Origin of the sequence: Paenibacillus sp. JJ-223 (genome assembly GCF_927798175.1) — a bacterium.
GTDB lineage: Bacteria > Bacillota > Bacilli > Paenibacillales > Paenibacillaceae > Paenibacillus > Paenibacillus hubeiensis.
This window is the reverse complement of record NZ_CAKMMP010000002.1, coordinates 531,778-551,166: the sequence shown is the minus strand read 5'-3', so window position 1 is coordinate 551,166 and position 19,389 is coordinate 531,778. Positions and strand designations below refer to the sequence as shown.

Annotated in this window: 15 protein-coding genes; 11 read left to right on the top strand and 4 right to left on the bottom strand. The window is 46.0% G+C overall.

Going from position 1 to position 19,389, the window contains the following annotated elements; all coding sequences use genetic code 11:
• Positions 1-101: 101 nt before the first annotated feature.
• Positions 102-860, bottom strand: a complete 759-nt coding sequence (locus L6H98_RS05965; RefSeq protein WP_236413590.1) for an SDR family oxidoreductase — start codon at positions 858-860, stop codon at positions 102-104.
• A 194-nt stretch (positions 861-1,054) separates the two neighbouring features.
• Between L6H98_RS05965 and L6H98_RS05960 the strand changes: the two genes are divergently transcribed.
• From L6H98_RS05960 to L6H98_RS05950, 3 genes are all read left to right on the top strand, one after another.
• Positions 1,055-1,693 carry a TetR/AcrR family transcriptional regulator gene (locus L6H98_RS05960; protein WP_236413589.1) on the top strand — a complete coding sequence of 213 codons (639 nt, stop codon included), beginning with the start codon at positions 1,055-1,057 and terminating at the stop codon, positions 1,691-1,693.
• Positions 1,694-1,954: 261 nt separating this feature from the next.
• Positions 1,955-2,794, top strand: a complete 840-nt coding sequence (locus L6H98_RS05955) for an alpha/beta hydrolase (protein ID WP_236413588.1) — start codon at positions 1,955-1,957, stop codon at positions 2,792-2,794.
• A gap of 1 nt (position 2,795) precedes the next feature.
• A complete protein-coding gene (locus tag L6H98_RS05950) occupies positions 2,796-3,263 on the top strand; it encodes a PAS domain-containing protein (RefSeq protein ID WP_236413587.1) in 468 nt (155 codons plus the stop codon).
• 241 nt (positions 3,264-3,504) lie between these two features.
• On the opposite strand, the gene L6H98_RS05945 is transcribed toward L6H98_RS05950, so the two are convergent.
• Entirely contained in the window at positions 3,505-4,242 is a 738-nt protein-coding gene (locus tag L6H98_RS05945; RefSeq protein WP_236413586.1) for an SDR family oxidoreductase, read from the bottom strand.
• A gap of 26 nt (positions 4,243-4,268) precedes the next feature.
• Complete coding sequence (locus L6H98_RS05940; RefSeq protein ID WP_236413585.1) at positions 4,269-4,523, bottom strand: Atu4866 domain-containing protein; 255 nt, start codon at positions 4,521-4,523, stop codon at positions 4,269-4,271.
• A gap of 217 nt (positions 4,524-4,740) precedes the next feature.
• On the opposite strand from L6H98_RS05940, the gene L6H98_RS05935 reads away from it, so the two are divergent.
• The 5 genes from L6H98_RS05935 to L6H98_RS05915 all read left to right on the top strand — a co-directional run bounded on the left by L6H98_RS05935 (position 4,741) and on the right by L6H98_RS05915 (position 10,127).
• Entirely contained in the window at positions 4,741-5,643 is a 903-nt protein-coding gene (locus L6H98_RS05935) for an AraC family transcriptional regulator (protein WP_236413584.1), read from the top strand.
• Between the two features lie 221 nt (positions 5,644-5,864).
• Positions 5,865-6,410, top strand: a complete 546-nt coding sequence (locus tag L6H98_RS05930; RefSeq protein WP_236413583.1) for a 50S ribosomal protein L25 — start codon at positions 5,865-5,867, stop codon at positions 6,408-6,410.
• A 272-nt stretch (positions 6,411-6,682) separates the two neighbouring features.
• Complete coding sequence (locus L6H98_RS05925; RefSeq protein WP_236413582.1) at positions 6,683-7,951, top strand: MFS transporter; 1,269 nt, start codon at positions 6,683-6,685, stop codon at positions 7,949-7,951.
• Positions 7,944-9,350: a PLP-dependent aminotransferase family protein gene (locus tag L6H98_RS05920; RefSeq protein WP_236413581.1), complete on the top strand. Its 1,407-nt coding sequence runs from the start codon at positions 7,944-7,946 to the stop codon at positions 9,348-9,350. The genes L6H98_RS05925 and L6H98_RS05920 overlap by 8 nt, the downstream gene beginning before the upstream one ends.
• A 177-nt stretch (positions 9,351-9,527) precedes the next feature.
• Positions 9,528-10,127 carry a uracil-DNA glycosylase gene (locus L6H98_RS05915; protein ID WP_236413754.1) on the top strand — a complete coding sequence of 200 codons (600 nt, stop codon included), beginning with the start codon at positions 9,528-9,530 and terminating at the stop codon, positions 10,125-10,127.
• Positions 10,128-10,145: 18 nt separating this feature from the next.
• Here L6H98_RS05915 and L6H98_RS05910 read toward each other — a convergent pair whose 3' ends face one another.
• A complete protein-coding gene (locus tag L6H98_RS05910) occupies positions 10,146-11,054 on the bottom strand; it encodes a YafY family protein (protein WP_236413580.1) in 909 nt (302 codons plus the stop codon).
• Positions 11,055-11,154: 100 nt separating this feature from the next.
• Between L6H98_RS05910 and L6H98_RS05905 the strand changes: the two genes are divergently transcribed.
• The 3 genes from L6H98_RS05905 to L6H98_RS31255 all read left to right on the top strand — a co-directional run bounded on the left by L6H98_RS05905 (position 11,155) and on the right by L6H98_RS31255 (position 19,388).
• On the top strand, positions 11,155-11,619 hold the full coding sequence (locus L6H98_RS05905; protein WP_236413579.1) for a VOC family protein: 465 nt from the start codon (positions 11,155-11,157) through the stop codon (positions 11,617-11,619).
• A gap of 98 nt (positions 11,620-11,717) precedes the next feature.
• A complete protein-coding gene (locus tag L6H98_RS05900; protein ID WP_236413753.1) occupies positions 11,718-12,287 on the top strand; it encodes a YdeI/OmpD-associated family protein in 570 nt (189 codons plus the stop codon).
• 720 nt (positions 12,288-13,007) lie between these two features.
• Complete coding sequence (locus L6H98_RS31255; RefSeq protein ID WP_290371421.1) at positions 13,008-19,388, top strand: carboxypeptidase regulatory-like domain-containing protein; 6,381 nt, start codon at positions 13,008-13,010, stop codon at positions 19,386-19,388.
• The last annotated feature ends 1 nt before the right edge of the window (position 19,389 follow it).

Here is a 19,389-nt window from a genome sequence, read left to right as displayed (position 1 = left end):
GTTCTGGAATTGCCAACTCTCCAAACGCAAGACATCGGCCGGTTCCCCGTAGTCACGGAAGCGAACCGGCCGCATGGTCACAGGGTTAGATGCTGGATTCCTTAGATCTGGGAGCCGCCTCCGTCGACGGGGAACTCAGCCCCGGTGGTATAGGTGGCGTCAAATGCCAGGAATGCTACGACTTTGGCGACCTCGACGGGATCGCCCAAACGCAGCATCGGGATCTGCTGTGTCATCTGTGCCTTTGTCTGTTCGGCAGCTTCTTTCGGCATCGCCTTCTCTAAGATACCTGTGTCGATAACGCCAGGACTGACTGCGTTGACGCGAATATTTCGAGGCAATAACTCGCGTGCCAGACTTCGAGTCATGGAGCGCAGCGCCGCTTTACTAGCTGCATACGCACTGAGCATCGGGAGACCCACAACGTTTACGATTGAAGTAGTCAGTACTACCCCGCTTCCTGTGCTTAGAAGTGGAGAGAGTTTTTGTACGGTAAAGTACGACCCTTTGGCGTTGACCGTAAAAATCTCGTCGTACGTTTCCTCGGTTGTTGACTCGAACGGGACAAAGCCGGTGACACCTGCGTTAACGAACAGGGCATCTATCGTTCCGAATTCAACCTTCACTTGATCGGCTAACGCGGCGATATCCTTCAATGAGGCGGCATCGCTCAAGAACGCGATTGCGTTGTTGCCGAGTTGTTCACGAGCCGCATCAAGCGTCGCCTGAGTACGTCCGGTAATCATCACGTGTGCTCCTTCATCCACTAGCAGCTTCGCTGTCGTGAGGCCGATTCCACTGCTGCCTCCCGTGATCACGACTTTTTTGCCGGAGAATTTGCCTTTACTGGATCGTTCCATTTGAATCGTCCTCCCTTTGTATAATCCGCAATCGGATGATTAGGTACAGGAACGATTATACAACAGCGAGTTTACTAAGTAAACTCATTTAACTAAATTAGTTAACTTAATTCATTTAATTATTGGTGTAAATAATAAGACGGCAAATTTGTTATAATGCATTTGATACGTATCACAGGAAGGGGCATTTATTCGTGAGAAAAGCCGTGAGTGTGGAGACATATATAGAAAAAATAAAACCTGTCCTTAGAAGAACGAAATTCAGCCAACTGAAAGTCGACGATCTCGCAAAATATATGGATATCAGCAAAGTGACGCTATATAAGTATTTTGCCTCCAAAGATGACATCATCGAACAAGTTGTAGATTATTACATTGATTATTCGAAGAAAGCTGACGCCACGGCCAATGATGAGTCCGTCTCTTTTTTGGATCGGTTTCAAATTACGTTTTTACAATCTTTGATGTGTGCCATGTATATCTCTGATTTGTTCTTGCAAGATCTGAAGGAATTTTATCCGCACCATTTTGAGAATCTGTCAGCTGCCCTGCAAAATCGGAATAAAAACTTACAAGCTTTTTTTGAATCCGGAATGGAGCAGCAGATTTTCAACAGATTGAATGCCGTGCTGTTTATGGTTCAAGATGACGCCGTGCTGCGGCGCTTTATCGAGCCATCATTTTCGATTCAGTATGATATCACCTTGAAACAAGCAATTATGGATTTCTACCGCATGAAGCAGTATCAATTGATAAAACCTGAATACCTCAAGATGATCGACGATTCCAATATTGAGGGACAAATCGTCCATATTTTGCAAACCATCTCATAAGTGAGTCGCCTCCATCGGCTAATGGGGAAAATGGATCGTTCGATTTCTGGGGCAACGTTTTGCTGCGGCCGGAACTAAAGCAAAATCATAATATATTTTGAGGCAGATGCGGGAGATCGCCATGTTTATTCAACTAGTTGGGATGGGTACACGCGAGGAGCCAAGCAACGGATAGGGCTTTAGCATTAAATTGTAAATCTTGATATAGTGGTATAATGTACTTTTAGAGCTAGAGTTCATCGCAACTAGGAGGAAGAGACAATGGATAGCCCGCAGATTCTCATCCGAAACAACGTCAAGGTAACCGGCTATGGTTCGAAGGCTCTTATATTTGCTCACGGCTTTGGCTGTGATCAGAATATGTGGCGCTTTGTCGCACCTGCTTTCGAAGAGAAGTACAAGGTGATATTGTTTGACTTCGTGGGTTCTGGAAGGTCCGATATTCAAGCTTATGATCCATCTCGTTATCATGACCTGAACGGTTATGCCCAGGATATCTTGGACATTTGTTCAGCACTAGAATTGCAGGATGCCATTCTGGTAGGTCACTCCGTCGGTGCAACGATCGGTATGCTGGCATCTATTCAAAGGCCGGATTACTTTGAGCGGCTTGTTCTGATAGGTCCTTCTGCGCGTTATATGAACGATCTGCCGGATTACATCGGCGGGTTTGAACGGGAAGATTTGGTGGCTTTATTGGATATGATGGATTTGAACTTTCAAGGATGGGCGAATTATCTGGCACCTGTTATTATGGGAAATGCAGACCGGCCGGAACTATCCGAAGAGCTGGAAACGAGCTTTTGCGCAACCGATCCCAAGATAGCCCGCCATTTTGCGGAAGCCACTTTTCTCTCTGATTACCGTAAGGAACTTGGCAAGGTCGTGGTGCCTTCGTTGATCCTGCAATGCTCCGATGATATGATCGCTCCGTTGGAAGCCGGTGCTTACGTCCATCAGCAGATGAAGGGGAGCGAGTTTCGACTGATGGATGCAACGGGTCATTGTCCGCACCTGAGCCATCCGGATGAAACCATTCGTCTCATCCGTGAATATTTCGCCTCAATGGAATTGAGACAGGAAAGCGAGCTGCATACCTAAAATGGACGAACGGTTGGATCATGCTCCCTGCGGTTACTTATCGATGGATCAAAATCGGACGATCCGCGCCGTCAACGCGACCTTTTGTCACTTGTTACAATATGAAAAACAAGGGGTAATAGGCACCAGCTTTGAATCCCTGCTCACCCGGTCCAGCCAAATTTTCTTTCGGATTTACTTTATGCCGTTGATTAATCTGAATCGCCACGTGGATGAAATGTATTTAATGATGAAAACAGGCAGCGGCGGAACACTTCCCGTTCTTCTAAACGCGGTGGTTCGAGAACGGGAAGACGAATCGTTCCACGACTGTGTCTTAATTCCCATATTGCGCAGGAAGGAGTATGAACAGCAGATTGAACAAGCTGAGAGTGCTTATCGGAAGGCGCAATGTGAGCTGCAGCGGATTGAACAGGAGCTGAAAGATAAGAAGGAGGAACTTGCATCATTATTGAATCCCGGGGTCTAACTCTTATCGATTCGTATTCATGCACTTATACTCAGGCAAGTCAGTAATTCTAGAAAATAACCGGAGCAGCCGCCGCCGATATGGCGGCTTTTTCCTTGAAGACATCCGTAGTAGGGGATTTATTCGCGAAGGCTGAACCGTACCACAAGGGACGGCAGCTCCGGCAGGTATTTTCTAAATTTCGAAATATAACCACCTCAACCGCTTTGGAGCGGCAGGTTAGTGGGATCAATGGATAGCGTCAGGCAAGCTGGGCTGTAGGCCGAACGACCAGTTCGTTCACGTCGACGTCTGTCGGCTGTTCTATCGCATAAGCGATGGCGCGGGCTATGGCGGCAGCCGGGAGGGCGTCGCGTCGGTACGTTTTCATGAGGGCCTTCGCTTCTTCGTCCGAAATGCTCTCAGCGAGCTCGGACTCCGTCACGCCGGGAGAAACGAGCGTTACCCGGATGCTGCTGCCAACCTCCTGCCGCAAACCTTCCGTGATGGCGCGAACGGCGTATTTGGTCGCACAATATACCGCTGCCGTCGGTGAGACTGCGTAGGCACCGATGGAGGCCACATTAATGATGTGACCGGATTGCTGCTCTTTCATCACGGGGAGGCCTGCAGCAATGCCGTGGAGAACCCCTCGGATATTGACGTCGATCATCCGGTTCCATTCGTCGATTTTCAAGGCCTCCAAAGGAGAGAGAGGCATCACGCCGGCATTGTTCACTACCACATCTACACGACCAAACCGACTTTGCGCCAAGTGGACAAATGCCTGCATCTGATCGATATTTGTAACGTCCAATTGTTGATAAGCGACCAAGCCTCCTTCGGCCTCAATGAGGGATGCCAGAGCTTCCAGTCTTTCCACGCGTCTGGCTCCAATGACGACATGGCCCCCCTGGCTGGCGAGAAGCTTCGCCGTTGCTTCGCCGATTCCGCTGCTTGCTCCTGTAATCAAAATGACTTTTCCATGGATTTCAGACATTGCTTAATTCCCCTTTTCAATTTGATTCATTTTTCACGATAGAGAACCATGCCTGCATGATAGAGCACCGAATCGCGGAAATCGCCGTCCGCTGTAAACCCTGTGTCATCCACATATTCGATATGGTCGCCTACGATGGTATATCTGCCTTGATAAGCGCTCTTTTGTTTTCCGCGTGCTTCGTCATACCGCCCGTTCGGCAGCAGCTCATGCCGGATATAACCGTCTTTGGTCACCCACATGCCGACATAGGGATGGGATTGTTCGTTTTGAGTACTCATTGAATATTCTCCTTCCATTTGTGATGTTAAACTGAATCCTGCCCGCCACTCGTTTCCTGCGGTTAGGACCTCCGTGCCGGGTGTATCGCATGTCTTACATGTTCATTATCGTTCTTTCGGGAAGCAAGTCGGTAGCCGGATCAAACGCAATGATTGCCTAATCCTCCAGAAGAGGATAAATTTAAGTTAACTTTATGGATAAAAAGGGGAGAAGGGGATGGAGGAATGGTTCGAGAAACAAAGGAGAGAAATGCTGCGCATCATCGAGAAGTTCACACCGGAAGACGGTACGCATGATACGGAAGTTCCTGGTTTGCGTTTGATTCGTTCCTCCCGGTTATCCGAGCCGGTATACTCTGTCTATGAGCCTTCCCTTTGCGTCGTGGCGCAGGGTTCCAAAGTGGTCATGCTAGGACAAGAGGTGTATCGGTATGACCCGAGCAGCTATTTAACCGCTTCGGTACATTTACCGATTACGGGGCAAGTGGTAGAGGCTTCGAAGGAAGCGCCGTACTTGAGCCTGCAGATCCTTTTTGATATGAGTCAAATTCTTGATGTCATTCAGGCATCCGGCGATGTCATCCGACCAGGCAATGAGACCAGCCGGGGGTTGAAGGTAAGCCGGGTGAGCGATACGCTTCTGGATGCCGTGCTGCGGTTTTTGAAACTGGTTGAAACGCCGCGGGATATCCCGGTGCTTGCGCCTTATGCCATGCGGGAAATCATTTACCGGGTGCTTCAGAACGAAAACAGCGCATCACTGATGCAATTTGCAGTTGTCGGAAGCCATGCACAGCGAATCGCGGGGGTCGTTGAGAAGCTTAATCGCGAGTTTGCCCAACCCCTCCGAGTGGATGAATTGGCAGCGGAGGCCCGTATGAGCGCTTCGTCTTTGTACGATTATTTTAAGGAAGTCACGGGCATGAGCCCGATCCAGTTCCAAAAGCAAATTCGATTGCAGGAGGCGCGCCGGCTGCTCCTCTCTGGATCGATCGATGCGGCGGAAGCAGCGTTCCAGGTGGGGTACGAGAGCCCATCGCATTTTAGCAGGGAATATGCACGGATGTTTGGAATGCCGCCGATCCGGGACGTACGCCGATTGCGGAGCTCTATGGTTTGACAAGCCAATCTATGATATAGTAGATGAAACCCATTAGGCATTCCACTCTTCGGAGTGGGGTGCCTTCGTCTATATTTGTGGGTTTTTACATTTAATGTGTATTGCTATCTATCTAAAAGGATGGAGGTCTGGATGCTATGTTTCTCTATTGATCCCCGGCAGGGGAGGTTCGACGGCGGCTGTAGCGCGCTAAGATCACTCATGTAAAGGAGAGGTAGAGCATGGATGCATGCATTCATACAGAAAGACGTCCACGATTGAATTCTTCGGGACTACGCAATTTACGTCAAAAGGGGCGTTTGCCAGGGGTTGTGTTCGGCAAAAACGCTGATAACGAAATCATTCATATTTCCGCTAAACAATTTGAAAAATGGCTGAGAAAAGGGGCGTCCGGCTTTATTGAGCTGCAGATGGAAGGTGAGCGGTCAATGACGGTGCTGATGGAGGATCTTCAGCGAGACCCGGTAACCGGCGCGCTTGTGCATGTCGACTTTCAGTTCGTTCAGACGGGTGAGGTCATTCGTACGAAGCTCGGGGTGAAGTTCGTAGGTACTCCGATCGGAACGAAGTCGGCCGGCGTTGTGCAAATCCAGGATCCCTATGTTGAAGTAGAGGCTCTTCCGAAAGACCTGCCGTCTACCGTTGAACTGGACATCAGTGCGATGGAAATCGGAGATACACGCTTCGTGAAGGATCTGATCCTACCGCCTGAAGTGACGGTCATCTCCGGGGGAAACGAGCTTCTCGTATCCGTATCGAAGCCTTAATGAGATAGAGGCAGTATATCGGTGGCCTTTTGTGCATGAATATAGCAATGCAAACAACCATTGATGACATGAAGTCGTCAGTGGTTGTTTTTTGTGCCGGTAGGTCCGTTAATCTGAACCGTATCACAAGTAAATGAGGAAAAAACTTATGAAATTAAATTGAAAAGAGGTTTGATTACAGATCTGACCTGATAAAAAATTTTTGAGTTGAACCGTTACTCTAGGTTCAACTTTATTTATACTGTTAGCAGCAAAGATAAGGAGGAACAGAAATGTCAAAGAAAGTCAATGATACTAGCTATAGGGAATTATTAATGCATAGAGAATATTTATTTGTTTTAGTATCAAGTACACTGTCAAGCTTTGGTTTCGTATTATTTCAAGTTGTTCTTTTCTGGTTGGCGTATAAAATGTCAGAGACAACCTTCCAAGCAGCCGTTGTCGTGCAAAGCAGTGCTGTGCCCTATTTATTATTTGGCCTTCTTGGTGGAGTGTATGCTGATCATTGGAATAAGAAAAAAATCATTATATGGAATCAACTCGGAACCGGTTTTATGATTTTTACCATCCTTATCATGTACTGGCTTCATATCGAGTCTATCTGGTACATCGCAGTTGCCTCATTTTTTATTGTATCTTTGCGCTGTTTTTACAGCCCTGCTATTAGAAGCTTGGTATCTAAAACATTACCCGAGGCACTGTGGCCAAAGGGAAATTCTATTTTTCAATTAAGTTTGCAATTATCTAGATCGATTGCACCGATTTTCTCAGGAATTCTACTATCTCATTTTTCATCTGAATGGATGTTCTTTATTTTTTTCATTTTAACTATTGCACCTATAGGATTTGTGATACCTTTATTTTTAGAACATAAAAAAACTTCCAAGAGTGTACGAGTAATAAAGGAAGTGAAAGAAACATTTACGTTTTTAAAAACCAAAAATTCGTTGTTTATTTCGATTGTTTCTTTTGGGATCGTGTTATTGTTCTTTACAGGGATGGAACGTTTAGGCCTCCCGATTATTTCGGATCAACAATGGCAAAAGGGAGCAAAAGGCTTTTCGATTATGTTGACACTTTTCGGTATAGGAAATGCTCTTGGAGCTGTTTTACTAGAGAAAATTGAAATCAAGTCCCATTATTCTCGTTTCATTATGATTAATTGTATTTTATGGGGGCTTGGTTTGATGGGAGTAGGGCTCTCACCAAACCTGTATCTGGCATGCCTATTTGCGTTATTCACAGGGATTACGGAAGCTTTCATTGATCTTCCTATGGTACTAATGATTCAAAAATTCACACCTGAAGACAAAATAGGTAAGGTATTTAGTTTTCTATCTACGATTGCCTTTATCGGGGAAGCAGGTTCTAGTATATTAGTTGCTTTTGTTATGGGGGTTTCAGGAACCCATGCCAGTTTTATCATCATTGCCTGTTCCATCATCGTGATATGCTGTACTTCTTTATTCTTAATGGAAAGACGTAAAATAGATAATAGGATTTCTACGAAAGACTATAGATTGGGAGAATCACATGAATGAGTTATTAATCACTTTGGATCGGGATTCATCCGTTCCTTTGTATGTTCAAATATATGATTATATCAAAAAAGAAATCTTAGAAGGGCATCTTTCCCCCAATGCCTCATTACCATCGATTAGAAAGATGTCAGAGCAATTGAGAGTTAATAAAACCACTCTTGAAACGGCATATGATCAACTCATGATGGAAGGGTTAATTGAGAGTGTGCCAAGAGGTGGTTACTATATCAAAGAAATCGATATTGGCTTTTTTCATAAACTAGATCACAAATATAAGTTGAATAGAGTTGAAAAAACGGAGTCTAGTTATCAGTATGATTTCAACTTAGACCATGTTGACGTCCAACATTTCCCCCTCTCCACTTGGAGGAGATTAACGAACGAAGTGTTAAGCGATGAAACTTTTAAGATATTTAATACAGGAGATTCTCAGGGGGATCTTGGATTAAGAGAGCAAATTGCCAACTATGTTAGGTTCGCTAGGGGTGTAAAGTGTACAGCAGATCAAATCATCATTGGTTCACATTCTCAAATCCTATTAATGCTCGTATGCAATCTAATCGGTCTAAGGGAAAAAATAGTAGCTGTAGGTGAGCCAGGCTATTCTTTAGCAACAAATGTATTCGAAAAATATGGATGTCATATTGCGCCCATTTCGATAGAGAGAGATGGAATGAACCAAATAGAATTAGAGAATTCTGGAGCAAGTATCGTTTTTACCTCACCTTCCTTTCAATTTCCATTCGGTAACATAATGAAGATTCAAAAGAGAATCAGCTTATTGAAATGGGCAAATTCAAATAACGCTTATATCATTGAAGACGATTATTTATCGGAATTTAGATATTCTGGAGAATTAATCCCTTCCCTTCAGAATCTAGACCGTGAAGAACGGGTTATTTATTTAGGGACATTTCATGGAAGTTTATTACCTGCCATTAATATAGGTTATCTCATTTTACCTCCTCATTTACTGTCAGAGTACTATCGAAGTCAATATGAATTTCAGCAAACGACATCGAGAATTGAGCAAAAAACACTTGAATTATTCATGAGAAATGGTCACTGGGAACAGCATAGGTTCCGTATGAAAGAAATTTATAAAAAGAAGTACGGGACCATTATAAATGCTATAGAAGCCTGTTTTAAAGATAAGGCTGTAGTATTTAAAGGACAGACTGGTCTTCATATTGTTTTGGAAGTAATTACAAGTGAAAAAGAAGAGAACCTACTTCAAAAAGCTAGAAAAGCAGGTATTAATCTTTATAGCTTGAGTGACACGTGGTATAGACAAGCAAACAATCCATTTATAAATCCTATATTTTTACTAGGCTTTGGTGGGCTGACAATAGAAGAAATCGAGAATGGTATTGCGATTCTTTACAGAACATGGTTTTAAATCAAATATCAGAAAATAGTAACGGTAAAGATAGGATGGAGAGAAATCCATCAAGGTTAGAAAACCTCATTTAGATATATTACGGTGAACCGTATCATCAATAAGGGCAAGTTTTTGTTTTGAGTGGGCATAATAGGTTCATTACGTGTAAAAGGAAGGAGACGCCACGACAAGGAAATGGATCATCCTTATGTAATCTTACCTGAAGAACAAGCGCCCCATGGTATAGAGCACTGTGAAATTTGCGAACTATTCAAACAGCGGAATCGTGTCGTCTGGGGGGAAGGAAATCCGAAGGCCCCGCTTATGTTGATTCTGGATAACCCCGGAGCGCGAGAGGACCGGGAAGGGAATTCGTTTTTATGCGGTACCCGAGAAACGCTCCAATTCGGCATGAGAGAAGCGGGGATCGATGTAAACGATGTATATGTCACCTATTTGCTGAAATGCCGACCGATGCGTGCCTACAATAAACCCGGGGCTAGAGCGGCTTGTCTCCCACACCTACAACTGCAGATCTTTCAGAAGCAGCCGCTTGTATTATTTGGATTTGGCAATGTCGTATCGGAAACATTATTCACAGATATGGAGAGTGCCACTGTTAAGGAGTTACGAGGCAGCTGGTATGAGTGGCAGGGTAGGCCCATCAGCTTCACTTATCACCCGCTTGCAGTAAGAAGACGCCCCAATCTACTCAGGTTCTTCGTAGAAGATTTGAAAGCCTTGAAGGAGAAGTGGAAGGAGATTCAATTTAGTAAGGGTCCCGCCAACCTTTAATGATAAAAGGGATCCTTTTTAGGAATATTTATTTACCAGTTCAAGCAAATACTCTCGAAATTCGTTTACATATGATTGGGGTTCCACAATTTCCAGATTCGTACCGAAACCGGCCAAAAATTGAAATCCAATACTGTTTTGAGGAACAGCGATTGTTGCCAAGAAAAGTTCAGAACTATAGTCTTCAATGCTCTTTCGGCCATACCTTTCTATGAAATGATCTTTTATGCCGGGCGAAATCAATGCTTTTACAGCGACTAGTTGCGGATGATCGGCTTCGCGCTCTTGCTCTAATGAATCATCCCTAGGGTTAAAGGTTTTCTTATCCAAATCGAGATGATCGATCCTGGACAATTTAAAGGTCCTATATTGCATACGCTGCAGGCAGAACCCCTTTAAATACCAACTCATTTCACTAAAATGAAGCTGAACCGGCTCGATGATTCTTTGTGTTTTCGCGCCGTTTTTATCCATATAGTCAAATGAAACCAATCTTCTCTTGGCTATGGCCTCCTGGCATATTTTCAAGGTTTGGCGAATTTCGGACCGACCTTCCCAATCGTAAAACGACAGTTGTATGGAACCTTTCGGAGAAAGTGGGTTAACCATTGCCTCTATTTTTTTGATCGTCACGCCAACCTCCTCGCTAATTAGAATTTGTTCCAATCCGCTGAGCGCCGTTAGTATATTCTCCAAGTCAGAGCTGTTCAGAAGACGCTTATCGACCTTGTATTCCTCCATAAGACCGTAGCCGCCGTGCACTCCATTGACAGAGTAGATCGGGATATTTGATAAACTCAGCGTTTCCATATCGCGAAGAATGGTTCTTTTGGAAACGTTGAACAATTGTGCGAGCTCTTTGGAGGAAACGATATCTTTTTTCAGCAAAATCATGATGATCGAGATTAATCTCTCAGCCTTTTCCATAGGATCTCCTTATTTTTCTGTCTCGTCGTCGAATGGTGCCATACATATGTCACCTATCATGAATTATACTACATTCATCAGAAGAGGGAGGGACTACTTTATGTCAGCTATTGCATACTTAAATTTTGATGGAACTGCAGAACAAGCGATTGAATTTTATGCTGAGGCTTTACACGCAACTGAAGTCAAAAAAGTGAAATTCGGGGATATCCCGCAAGATCCAAACCACCCCATGTCGGAAGATGAATTAAATATGATCATGGAGTCTTCCATAGAATTCGCAGGCGGGAGAATCATGATGTCGGACATTTTGCCTTCGATGAAGGCGGTAACAGGCGAGCTGGTGAAAGGGAATCATATCTTGATTAGTCTGGTCATCGACGATAGGAAAAAATTGGAACAATACTTCAGCCAGTTGTCTCTTGGCGGCCATGTCATCATGCCGTTATCCAATACTCCCTGGTCTTCGTGCTTTGGAATGCTGGTGGATAAGTTTGGAGTCTGCTGGAAATTTAATCGTGATGCAGATCAGTTTCTGGATAGCGTAATTTCAAATAAAAAATAAACGCATTCTAAAAAATGGTCTTGTAACTAAAGGCCATTTTTTATATTACACCGACGGAGGCACGATTTATGAAAAATAGCTATTCTTCTTTTTCAAATATGGAGATGGATCATATCATTCCGGTAAAATCACGAGAAGATTTGAGGATTTGGCTGCAGAACCATTGTAAGACGGAAAAGTCTTGTTGGGTCCTGGTTCGTATGAAGCCCAAATCGGATACGCTCTTGTATTTGGATGCGGTCGAGGAAGCTTTGTGTTTTGGATGGATTGATGGGGTCAAGAAGAAAATATCCGAAACGGAGCTGGCTCAGAGACTGTCCCCTCGAAGCAAAAAAAGCTCATGGACTGAGTTGAATAAAGAGCGTGTCCGCCGCCTCGAAAAGTTGGGGTTGATGACAGACGAAGGGAGAAAGGTTCTACCTGAGATGGATTACGATTCTTTTCGCATCGATCCGGTTATAGAGCACAGGCTAAGAGAGGAAAAGCAGGTATATGAAAATTTTCTGTCATTTCCAGATCTTTATAAAAGGGTTCGGATCGACACGATACAGAGCAATAAGAAGCAGCCGGAATTATTTAAGAGCAGATTAGACAAATTTATATCCAACACGAGAGAAAACAAAATGTATGGTCAATGGAACGATGATGGCCGCCTATTAGACTATTAATATATGCCCAAGGTTGGGATCGTACACTGTACACATTGCAACGTTTACACTATACAAAGTTTGATTAAAAAGCTTGACCACATTTAGAGGGCTTTTTCCACTTTCGTAACTCCACAACGTTTAGCCGAGGACTGTAGTTTGAATGCCTCCATCTCTTTAAATTCATTAAGCGTGTAAATCCCGGAATGAAATAATGGCACGGCTCCATAATCCCTATCTTTTTGTTCGTTTTTGCGAAAATTTTATAGGCCCTGAATACCGTTTTTGAATGTTTCTTTGTGCCTATAAAGAGCATAGACCGACTGGGAATAGACAGGATTTAGGGCTTTTTTCTCGTTTTGCCCTTGGTTGTTGATCGGATCTGCTCCGATTATGAGATTGGACACCGAATTTTACGCTTTATTGTCGAGCATTGTCTATTTTTTGTATAGGTCCTCCTTCATATAATAGAAGGGCACGCTTTGTAAATTGGGCGTATTTTGCCACTACAGTATGTACGTGGCGAAGAGTCGAAAGAAAGGGGGAAGAAAGTACTAAGGCAAGGTCAACGGCCTACACACCCCGGCATTCATCCGAACTCCTCGGGATTTCGACGATGGAAAGGGGCGCTGGACCTAGGCAAACAGCATATATTTATTTGTGTTAGCCGTTATATCGTGTAGATGATCTTGTTGTCACCAAAGTATTCCAGAGATTTAGGGAATGGAGGAGGTTTCGGTATTGAAACAAAAACGCAGTATAGGTAAACCGTTGCTGTCTTTATTTATGGCAATCTTGCTTGTCTTGCAGACAGTGATGTTCTCTGCTGGCGCATATGCGGAGAGTGTGCCAAACGATTCAGCGACGGAAGCAGTCAGTGAATCTGCCTCGCCGAGCGCGGACGAACCGCTGTCAGTACCTGAGGCAGTGTATGATGCGCCGAACAATTTCGTAGCGATGGCGGCAGTTCCGACGGACAAAACAGCGGTGTTTATGGAAGCTAATTCAACCTTTCCGCTGAAGGTGACGCAGGGAACTGACATTGCCCCAGGCGGTACGATTCAGGGCCGACAGGCATTTACTCTCAAATCTGAGGGCCTCAAGGTTCCGGTGAGAGGCGATTTTGCCAATACGGAGCATGAAAATGACACCACCAAGTACATTCAGAAGGGCGACTCAATCGAGCTGAAAAGAGAAGACTACTTCAAGGAAGTGGTGCTGCCGACAGCTACCAAAACCTTGATGGCAACAACTGATTATGGTCAGAAACAGCTGGGCACCGCCTATTTCACTCCGGACAGCATCAAGATTGTATTTAATGGTGATGATTCGTTTTTCAATGGTATTGGAGTAGCAGTTACCTTCGGCTTTGATACCACTGCCAATTCGGATTTGAATGGGATAGAATACGGCGATACAAAGCCTATCTCGATTTTCGGGGGAGCGTATGAGCTAAAGAACCCGGATGTTACAGCGAAATACAATCTCACATTGACCTCACCGGGAATGAGAAATAGTTCTTGGGCTTATCGCATAATTAACCCCGATTTCTTTGTAGCGGGAGCGATTACTTGGCAGTCTACTGTGTCTGCTTCCGATCAGTTTGATAATACAATTAAACTACCGTTGGATGGGAAGACGTTCTATACGAACCCTGCATCCTATAATATGGATTCGCCTTCATCTTCGTATCGAGTCAGTGGTATCTATGTGCCAGGTTCATTCAAAGTAAATAATGAGGTGGTAGAACCAACCATCGATGCCAATGGCGCTCTAAGCTATGTCTTCCCGCCGGGAACGGGTGTAGATCCACAGGTCGAATATAAAACCTGGATTCCAAAGGGAGGCTACTATTACGAGCATCGGAGTCCATCGGGCGATCCTGGTCGCGCTGTGAACATGAATGGCAAAGTGGAGCTCAAAGATGGCAATGCTGTGCTTGCGAATAGAAATCAGGAAATTGTTTTTGCTCCCGACTGGATTCAAGCCAGCGCCTCGTATGACAATCCTAATGAAACAATCACATGGAAAATCACTGTTAACCAGTATAACAAAAAAGGGTTAAAGGACTTAACCATCACAAATGCATTACCTGCTGGGCTGGACTTTTTATCGGCTGAATGGCAGACATGGGTGGATGGCGTTGCATCTGAGGTAAAACCAATTACACCGGATGAGAACAGCGTTTATTCCTTTGGGGATATTAACGGTAAAGTCGAACTGGTGATTAAGAGTAAGGTAACAAGCGGCTCCGACTTCAGAATCGACCCTCGTGCCAACTGGAATTTAGACACACCAGGCGGTATTCAGAACAATGATGCGACAACTGGATTAAGACCTGTCGCGGTAACTGACGAGGCAATCGTAACGATCGGTGCGCATACTTTTACAAAAAGCGGAGCTGTTTCGACGGAGGATTACAACCTCGGCGCCATCACATGGACTGTCAATCTAGCGCCACAGTATGCTCTGCCAAATGCGGTAGTATACGACGTGCTGGTACATGGCGGGGATTTGAACGTCTTGGATAACGCAGTGGATGCAACCGGCGAGGTTAGCGCGGAAACGATTGCGAAAATCAAGGCAAATGTCAATACTGCTCAGCTTTGGAAGCAGTATCATGCGGGAACCTTGAAGGGTGTAACCAATGCAAGCAGCTTGACCATGAAAGCCATTCCTTTGACGGTGAACGGAGAAGTCGTGGCAGATTTGATCAAGGTGACGGGATACACCGACCAAGCTGCATCCTTCAGCTTCCGTGCACTTGAAACCAACCCGGATATCCTCTTTAGGCAGGATATTAACACAGAGAAAACACGCTGGAATCGGGCTTTGCTATTTGACGGCGAAGCCGTAAAAAAAGCGGAAAACAATGCCAATCTTCATCTGCGTATGCTGAACAAGGATATGCTTACGGCATCCTATCCTATTAAGAAGGACGGGACGGCCGACACTTGGTATACTCCGAACAACGTTAACCGTTATATCGGTTATGATGGATCATCAAGCGGCGACGAATACACCTTGGCTGGTTATGACCGGACAACCAAGACGGTCACCTTCCGTCTAAGCGTCAATATGCCGGGCTACAACACGGTTGAAATGGCGAAAAGTGGTGGAAGCCGGGTCATCACCGATGTGAAGTTGGTGGACACCTTGCCGGCAGGATGGGAGTTCGTTCCGTTTTCCGAGGAGAAGGAATTTGAGCTTTGGAAAGGTTTTTCGGATAATGGCAGCGGCACCGGATATGGGTTTCGAAACAACGCTGTTTCAATCATCGAGCCGAACGACCCTGCTCACGTCGTAAACTTCTCCCATAGCGGCAACGAAGGCACCTTCACCTTCTCTAAATTGGAAGGCCCTTATGTCATTTTGGTAAAAGCAAGACCTTCGAATGAAGCTTTGGCGAAATATTTGGACGAGTACACGACCAACGGCACAGACAAGCAGGTGCTGTATAACAAAGCCGACCTTCATATGACATGGGGCGGAGTGGAGAAAGTCCTTACCGAACAACGTAAGATTATTGTACCTATTCAGACTCTGGGCAAATCGGTAACGAAGCCAGTTCCAGGGGTGCTCGAATGGACGGTAAACTATACCCCGCCATTCAACATGAAGCAGGACGTTTACCTGCAGGATACCCTAGGTGCAGGCATGAATCTGCGTTATGAAGAAAACGGAAAGCTTGTGCTGACAGCGCCTAGTATGGCAGTCTATCCTGCCAAACTCACTGCCAGCGGTGCTCTGGAACGGGAGGGCGCAGCACTGGATCTTAGCGATCCGAATGCTGAAGTTCAGGTAGAAGCTGCACCAGGCGCAGGAGGCACCACAGTTCTAAAATTCAAAATGAAAAACCCTAACAAGTTTTACCAGTTTGTGTACCAAACAGAGGTTGATCCATCTAAAGCGAAAGCCGGAGACAAAATGGGCAACGAGGTAAAACTGGAGGGCGATGACAATCTGAAATCTGTCAGTGCCAGAAGCGAAAGCACGCTGGACAATTCAGACGTAGCTGGCAGCTCAAGCTCCAACGCCCTGCTGCCCCTGAAAAAGGTAGATCCCAATGGCAATCCGCTAAAAGGCGTAGAGTTTACGCTCTATAAGAAGGATAGCGGAAATCAAATCGCCAAAGGAACAACCGATAGCGGAGGGAAACTTAATCTCCTATTCCCAGATCCAGGCTATTATGAGCTGAAGGAAACTTATATTGACACCAATACTTGGCTGCCTACTACAAGAGTTTATCAAGTATATGTAGGAAATACGCCTGGGAAGCCCATCTGGGTAGACGGCGTGAAAGTAACCTCTGATAGTCCGCTGGTCGTGCCTACGCCGGCCCAGGGCAAGCTGACCATTACCAATAAGGTGGAAGGCAACGGCAGCGATCCGAACAAAGAGTTCGAGTACACCGTGAACTTCACCGGAGAGGGCGAGGACGGAGAGTACACCTTTAAGAAGCCAGATGGTGAAGTTAGCACTGTTAAGTTCAAGAGCGGAGATAAGATCATCCTCAAGAACGGGGAATCTGTTGTATTTCCGACATTGCCTGCGGGTCTGGTCTATACCGTAACCGAGGCCGATTATACGACTGTTGACGGTTATACGACTGAGCCGGAGACGAGAGAGTTGTCAGGCAAGATCGAGAATAAAGGTGATCACAAAGCAGATTTTGTCAACAAACGATACGTTTATAATCTGACCGTCAGCAATACCGTAACCGGGGACGGCGCAGAATCGGACAAGCCGTTCAAGTACACCGTGACCTTTGACGGTGCAGGTAAGGGTCAAACTTACAATTACGAGCTTTCAGACGGCACGACGGGCACGGTCACATCCGGCGCCACTTTCGAGCTCAAGCATGGTGAGACCTTTATAATTAAGGATCTTCCCGACAATCTGAAGTATGATATTACCCAGAACGATTACAAGAACGACGGCTACGCGACGACTCCTGCGCTGTCTGATGAGGGAGTTATGGCGGGCGCCGATCGCACGGCAGATTTCGTGAATGAACGGGCTGTCAGCAAGTTGACCGTTAGCAATACGGTCATGGGCAATGGCGGCGACAAAACGAAGGAATTCGAGTACACCGTCATTTTTGAGGATGCAGGCAAGGATGGAAGCTACGCGTATACGAAGTCGGATGGCGAGACAAGTACACCGGGCACGATCAAGTCTGGCGAATCCTTCACACTCAAGGATGGAGAGACACTGGAAATTGTGGGTCTGCCGAAGAATCTGAAATACACGGTTACCCAGAAAGACTACACAGCGGATGAGTACGTGACTACTCCTCAGGAGCGGAACCATACCGGAGTTATGAAAGGCACTGATGAAGATGCCCCGTTCACGAACACGCGAGTCTTGAAGGGCGGCCTGCTCATCAGCAACGCGGTTAAAGGTAATGCCGGCGACAAAACGAAGGTGTTCAAGTACACCGTCGTCTTCACAGGCGAGGGAGCGGACGAATCCTACGACTATGTTAAGTCGGACGGCACCAAGGGCAAGATTAAGAGCGGGGATACCTTCGAGCTTACTGATAGCCAGACGCTCGTTATGCAAGGACTTCCAACGTATCTCGAGTACAAGGTGACCCAAGATGATTATTCGGAAGACGGCTATGTGACGGATCCTGAAAGTTTCGTCCGCACGGGCTCCATTCCGGCGAAAAGCGCGGCTGAAGCACACTTTGTTAACACCCGTCAGCTTCCAGTTCTGGAAGGCGTGCTGCGTGACAACAACACAGGCGAAATCATTCCGAACGCGAAAATCATCGTGACGAACAAGAAGACCAACGAACAGCAAACGATTTGGACGAACGAAAATGGTGAATATTCGGTCCTGGCCGCAGCGGATACCAACTATACGATCACATATACGAAGTTGTATCACGTTGGCGGGAAGGATGTCCCTGTCGAGTTCACCCAAAAAGGAAACGTGAACAACGGCGTGACGGACGAGACCGTTCCGGCGGACATTACGGCGGTAGGGATCGTTCTGTTCAAGCAGCTGGATGGAACCAAAGAGCTATTCAATGATTCGTTTACCAGCCAGATGCGTATCTATTTGAAGGACAAGGACGGCAATTATCTTCCTAAGGCATTTCCGATGGATCCGAACGGAACCTTCTCCGTGGAAGGGTTAAGCGAGCAGCAGTACACCATGGAAGTTCGCTATCAAGCTGAGACCGGCGAGGAACTTCTCTTCAACGTGACGAAGCTGAACGTGAAGGCTAACGGAGAGCTGAATATTTCCGAGGCATTGGTCGACCCTTACGGTACGGTTTATGATGAAACGACAGGAGATGCCATCACTGGCAAGAAAATTGAAGGAGCCACAGTTACCCTGTACTATGCGGATACGCAGCGGAATAGAGATAAAGGCCGTACTCCGGATACGAAAGTAACGCTTCCTCCGGTTCCGAATTTTGCGCCGCACGACAACAAAAGTCCGGAGCAGGATAGCGACGCAAATGGCTTCTATGCATACATGGTGTTTCCTGAAGCGGATTACTATCTGATCGTAACGAAAGACGGATACGAGACGTACAAGAGTGAAACGATTTCTGTCGATTTTGACATTGTCAGAAAAGACGTGCCAATGAAGCCGATAAACACCGGCGGCGTACCAGGCCCTGTTAACCCTGGACCAGATCCGGTAAATCCAGGCCCTGTTAGCCCTGGACCAGAGCCAGTGAATCCAGGCCCTGTTAGCCCTGCTCCAGAGCCAGTGAACCCAGGCCCTGTTAGCCCTGGACCAGAGCCAGTGAATCCAGGCCCTGTCAACCCTGCTCCAGAGCCGGTGAATCCAGGCCCTGTCAACCCTGCTCCAGAGCCGGTGAATCCGGGTCCTGTCAGCCCTGTTCCTGACCAACCTGGCAGCGTCAACAATGGGACTAACAACATCGACGACGTGGCTGATCACGATGACAACGGAGTTGGTAATGTCGGCGACTTGGCCGATAAGGGTGCGGGCAATGCAAATAACGAGCTGGACGATGCTCCTCAAACCGGAGACAACAGCGTATCGCCAATCTTCTATATGGTTTTGGCGCTGATGTCCATGGTGATCATCGGATTCTGTCTGCTCGGCAACAAAAAGAGAAAGCACATCCAATGAC

Excerpts from the sequence above, each read along its gene's own strand:
- L6H98_RS05965 (WP_236413590.1), bottom strand. The coding sequence starts at position 860 with ATGGAACGATCCAGTAAAGGCAAATTCTCCGGCAAAAAAGTCGTGATC.
- L6H98_RS05955 (WP_236413588.1), top strand. The coding sequence starts at position 1,955 with ATGGATAGCCCGCAGATTCTCATCCGAAACAACGTCAAGGTAACCGGC.
- L6H98_RS05950 (WP_236413587.1), top strand. The coding sequence starts at position 2,796 with ATGGACGAACGGTTGGATCATGCTCCCTGCGGTTACTTATCGATGGAT.
- L6H98_RS05945 (WP_236413586.1), bottom strand. The coding sequence starts at position 4,242 with ATGTCTGAAATCCATGGAAAAGTCATTTTGATTACAGGAGCAAGCAGC.
- L6H98_RS05940 (WP_236413585.1), bottom strand. The coding sequence starts at position 4,523 with ATGAGTACTCAAAACGAACAATCCCATCCCTATGTCGGCATGTGGGTG.
- L6H98_RS05935 (WP_236413584.1), top strand. The coding sequence starts at position 4,741 with ATGGAGGAATGGTTCGAGAAACAAAGGAGAGAAATGCTGCGCATCATC.
- L6H98_RS05930 (WP_236413583.1), top strand. The coding sequence starts at position 5,865 with ATGGATGCATGCATTCATACAGAAAGACGTCCACGATTGAATTCTTCG.
- L6H98_RS05925 (WP_236413582.1), top strand. The coding sequence starts at position 6,683 with ATGTCAAAGAAAGTCAATGATACTAGCTATAGGGAATTATTAATGCAT.
- L6H98_RS05920 (WP_236413581.1), top strand. The coding sequence starts at position 7,944 with ATGAATGAGTTATTAATCACTTTGGATCGGGATTCATCCGTTCCTTTG.
- L6H98_RS05915 (WP_236413754.1), top strand. The coding sequence starts at position 9,528 with ATGGATCATCCTTATGTAATCTTACCTGAAGAACAAGCGCCCCATGGT.
- L6H98_RS05910 (WP_236413580.1), bottom strand. The coding sequence starts at position 11,054 with ATGGAAAAGGCTGAGAGATTAATCTCGATCATCATGATTTTGCTGAAA.
- L6H98_RS05905 (WP_236413579.1), top strand. The coding sequence starts at position 11,155 with ATGTCAGCTATTGCATACTTAAATTTTGATGGAACTGCAGAACAAGCG.
- L6H98_RS05900 (WP_236413753.1), top strand. The coding sequence starts at position 11,718 with ATGGAGATGGATCATATCATTCCGGTAAAATCACGAGAAGATTTGAGG.